The 3702-nt window shown below is 72.4% G+C and carries 3 protein-coding genes and 1 pseudogene; all 4 read right to left on the bottom strand.

The annotated features are described in order from the left end of the window. On the bottom strand, positions 1-1804 hold a 1804-nt coding region (locus GTW43_RS02970; RefSeq protein ID WP_161299988.1), incomplete at its 3' end, for an FdhF/YdeP family oxidoreductase. Between the two features lie 181 nt (positions 1805-1985). Beyond that, a complete protein-coding gene (locus GTW43_RS02975; RefSeq protein WP_161299990.1) occupies positions 1986-2621 on the bottom strand; it encodes a DUF1345 domain-containing protein in 636 nt (211 codons plus the stop codon). Positions 2622-2634: 13 nt separating this feature from the next. Continuing rightward, a complete protein-coding gene (locus GTW43_RS02980; protein ID WP_161299992.1) occupies positions 2635-3273 on the bottom strand; it encodes a hypothetical protein in 639 nt (212 codons plus the stop codon). A gap of 19 nt (positions 3274-3292) precedes the next feature. Beyond that, a pseudogene (locus GTW43_RS02985) lies at positions 3293-3702 on the bottom strand (chemotaxis protein); the annotation flags it as partial.

The following is a 3702-nucleotide window of genomic DNA, read 5'->3' on the forward strand; positions in this document are numbered from 1 at the left end:
CGTTGAAGTCCTCGAAGCCGGGGACGACGCGGGCGATGCGGTCGCGGACGGTCCCGTAGTCGGCCTCGAAGTCCTCCCAGGGAATGTCCGGGCTGTCCCCGAGGACCCTGCGGGCCAGCCGGGCGATGATCGCGACCTCGCTGAGCAGGTGCGGGGACGCCGGGGCGAGCCGGCCGCGCGAGGCGTGCACCTCGCTCATGGAGTCCTCGACCGTGTAGAACTGCTCGACGCCGCCCTGCACGTCGCGGTCGCTGCGCCCGAGGGTCGGCAGGATCAGGGCCGTGTCGCCGCAGACGGTGTGCGAGCGGTTGAGCTTGGTCGAGATCTGGACGGTGAGACGGCAGCCGCGCAGCGCCTCTTCGGTGACGTCGCTGTCGGGGGTGGCCCGGACGAAGTTGCCCGCGACGCCGACGAAGACCTTGGCCCTGCCGTCGCGCATGGCCCGGATGCCGTCGACGGAGTCGAGCCCGTGCCGGGTGGGCGGGGTGAAGCCGAACTCGGCGCCGAGCGCGTCGAGGAAGGGCTGCGGCATCCGCTCCCAGATGCCCATGGTGCGGTCGCCCTGCACGTTGCTGTGGCCGCGGACGGGGCAGACACCCGCGCCGGGCCTGCCGATGTTGCCGCGCAGCATCAGGAAGTTGACGATCTCGCGGATGGTGGGGACGCCGTGCTTGTGCTGGGTCAGGCCCATGGCCCAGCAGACGATGACGCTGCGGCTGGCCATGACCTGTTCGTGGACGCGCTCGATCTCCTCGCGGCTGAGCCCGGTCGCGAGGAGGACGTCGTCCCAGGAGGTCTTGCGGGCCTGCTCGGCGAACTCCTGGAAGCCGGTGCTGGAACCGTCGATGAAGCCGTGGTCGAGGACGGTGCCGGGGGCGCGCTCCTCCGCCTCGAGGAGCAGGAGGTTGAGCGCCTGGAAGAGGGCGAGGTCGCCGCCGGCCCTGATGTGCAGGAACTGGTCGGCGATCTCGGTGCCGCGGCCGATGACGCCGCGCGCCTTCTGCGGGTGCTTGAAGCGCAGCAGCCCGGCCTCGGGCAGGGTGTTGACGGCGATGACGCGGCCGCCGCCCCGCTTGGTCTCCTCCAGCGCGGTGAGCATCCGCGGGTGGTTGGTGCCCGGGTTCTGGCCGACGACGAAGACGAGGTCGCTGCCGTGGATGTCGTCGAGGGACACGCTGCCCTTGCCGATGCCGAGGGTCTCCGTGAGGGCGGAGCCGCTGGACTCGTGACACATGTTCGAGCAGTCGGGCAGGTTGTTGGTGCCGTAGGCGCGGGCGAAGAGCTGGAGCAGGAAGGCGGCCTCGTTGTTGAGCCGTCCCGAGGTGTAGAAGAGGGCCTCGTCCGGGGAGTCGAGTGCGCGCAGTTCGCCGGCGAGGAGGTCGAGGGCGGCGTCCCATCCGATGGGCTCGTAGTGCTCGGCGCCGGGCCGCTTGACCATGGGTTCGGTGAGGCGGCCCTGCTGGTTGAGCCAGTAGTCGGACTTCGTGTCGAGCTCGGCGACGGTGTGCCGGCGGAAGAAGTCGGCCGTGACGCGGCGCGAGGTGGCCTCGTCGGCGATGTGCTTGGCGCCGTTCTCGCAGTACTCGTTGCGATGCCGCTTGCCGGGGGCGGGGTCGGGCCAGGCGCAGCCGGGGCAGTCGAACCCCTTCGGCTGGTTGATGTTCAGCAGCGTGAGCGCGGTGCGGCGCACGGAGGTCTGCCCGAGGGAGTACTCGAGGGCGTGGGCCACGGCGGGCACACCGGTGGCCCATTCCTTCGGCGGTGTGACGGTGAGTGCGTCGGCCGGGTCCTCGATGTCGCCCATGGTCGGTTCTGCCTCTTTCTTCAGGTTTCTCCAGGTTCTTCGTGCGCGTCGGGGGGAGGTCACCCGCCGCGCACGCCCGGCGAGTTCAGCTTCCGGCCGCGGTGGAGAACGTGTCAAACAGGCGGTTTCGATGACGTGATAGGCGGCGCCGATCACCGGCCGGGTGCGGGACGGCGGGACGTCAGCCGGTGACGATGCCGGTGACGAGGTTGATGGCCGTGGCGAGGATGCTGGTCCCGAAGACGTACGACAGCAGGGAGTGCCGCAGCACGATCGCGCGGATGTCCGGGCTGGAGACGTCGGTGTCGGACACCTGGTAGGTCATGCCGAGGTTGTAACTGAAGTAGAAGAAGTCCCGGTACGCGGGCGCCTCCTTCCCGTTGAAGTCGATCCCGCCGCCGGACGCGTGGTAGACGAAGGCGTACCGGGTCGCGTACATGAGGTGGAGCGCGGCCCAGGCCAGGAAGACGCCGCCGAGCGCGGTCGCCGCCGCGGCCTGGGTGTGGTCGGCCCGGCCGCGCAGCAGCAGGAGCACGATGGCGACGAGCCCGCACAGGGCCACCGCGACGACGACGAGTTCCTCGGTGAGGGGGCGCAGGTCCTCGCGGCGCACGTTGCGGCGGGTGGCCGCCGCGTCCATCGGCCACAGGGTCAGCCAGCCGGACAGCACGAAGCAGCCCTCCGTGACCGCGATACCGGCGAGGACGCCGAGCCCGGTGTCGTGCGCGGGCAGGCCGACGGCGAGGCCGGCGAGCGCCCCGAGCACGACCGAGGCGACGAGCCGGGGCACGGCGGACAGGGGGTGGCGCTGGGTCATCGGCTGGTCCGGGTCAGTAGCGCTGCGCCTTCGCGATCTTCGCGGTGAGGTGCGGCTCGGGCGGCTTGGTGCTGATGGCCAGGGGCTGGGCGCGGTCGCCGGCCTTCAGGTCGCGGGCGCCGACGACGGTGGACTCGACGACCTTGCCGTCGGCGTCGCTGAAGTCGACCTGGACCGCGTACGAGGCGGTCCTGTCGGTGCTGTTGGTGATGTTGACGACGAGGGCGCGGACGTTGTCCGTCTGCGCGAGCGGCTTGCCGGTGAGGGAGACGTCGTCGACCGCGTTGCCCTTGCCGTCCGCGGAGTCGAGCGCCTTGCGGTACTCCTGGCGGTTGCGCTCGACGTCGGCGGCGACGGAGGCCTCGAAGTCGTGCGCGCGCTCGGAGGCCGAGGCGGCGGCGGACGCGGCCCGCCGGGAGGCCGACTCCTCGGCCTCGGAGGCCTTCGACGCGAGCGGTGTGGGCGGTTCGCCGGAGAAGTGGGACCGTTCGGGTGCGGTGGGGCGGGGGCTGGCGCTCGCGCCGGAGTCGTCCCCGCCGTCGTCGCTGCACGCGGTGAGCAGGGCGGCGCCGGTGAGGGCGGCGCAGACGGCCAGGGCGGCCGGTCCGCGCAGGGCCCGGCGGGACCGCCGGGACGACAGGGCTGACCTCATGGCAGGGTCCTCTTTCGGTTCAGAAGCGCAGGGCCGCGGCGATGTGTCCGGAGTCGACCAGCGCGCCGTCGGGCACGAAGGCGACCTCGGCGCCGGTCTCCAGGGCGGACTCCACGATCTCGTCGACGATGTCGTGCACGGCGTCGAGGTCGTCGTCGGCGGCCGGGGCCAGGTGGCCCTCGCCCGCGCGCACGGTGACGCGGAAGTTCTCCTCGACCACGAGCAGGCGGACGCGCCCGTCGGTGGCCTTCTGCCACACCTCGTCGACACCCGCCGCGTAGGTGCGGGCGCCGCGGGCCCGGTCGAGGTCGGCCAGCGCCTCGGCGGTCTCCCGTTCGGCGTCGGCGCCGCGCGCGGGTGCGACGGCCCGGGCGACCGCCTCGGCCCGGCCGTGCGAGAGCCCGCCGAACGGCACCTGGGCCGCGCCGT

The sequence above is a fragment of the Streptomyces sp. SID5785 genome (genome assembly GCF_009870065.1).
Lineage (GTDB): Bacteria > Actinomycetota > Actinomycetes > Streptomycetales > Streptomycetaceae > Streptomyces.

Excerpts from the sequence above, each read along its gene's own strand:
- GTW43_RS02975 (WP_161299990.1), bottom strand. The coding sequence starts at position 2,621 with ATGACCCAGCGCCACCCCCTGTCCGCCGTGCCCCGGCTCGTCGCCTCG.
- GTW43_RS02980 (WP_161299992.1), bottom strand. The coding sequence starts at position 3,273 with ATGAGGTCAGCCCTGTCGTCCCGGCGGTCCCGCCGGGCCCTGCGCGGA.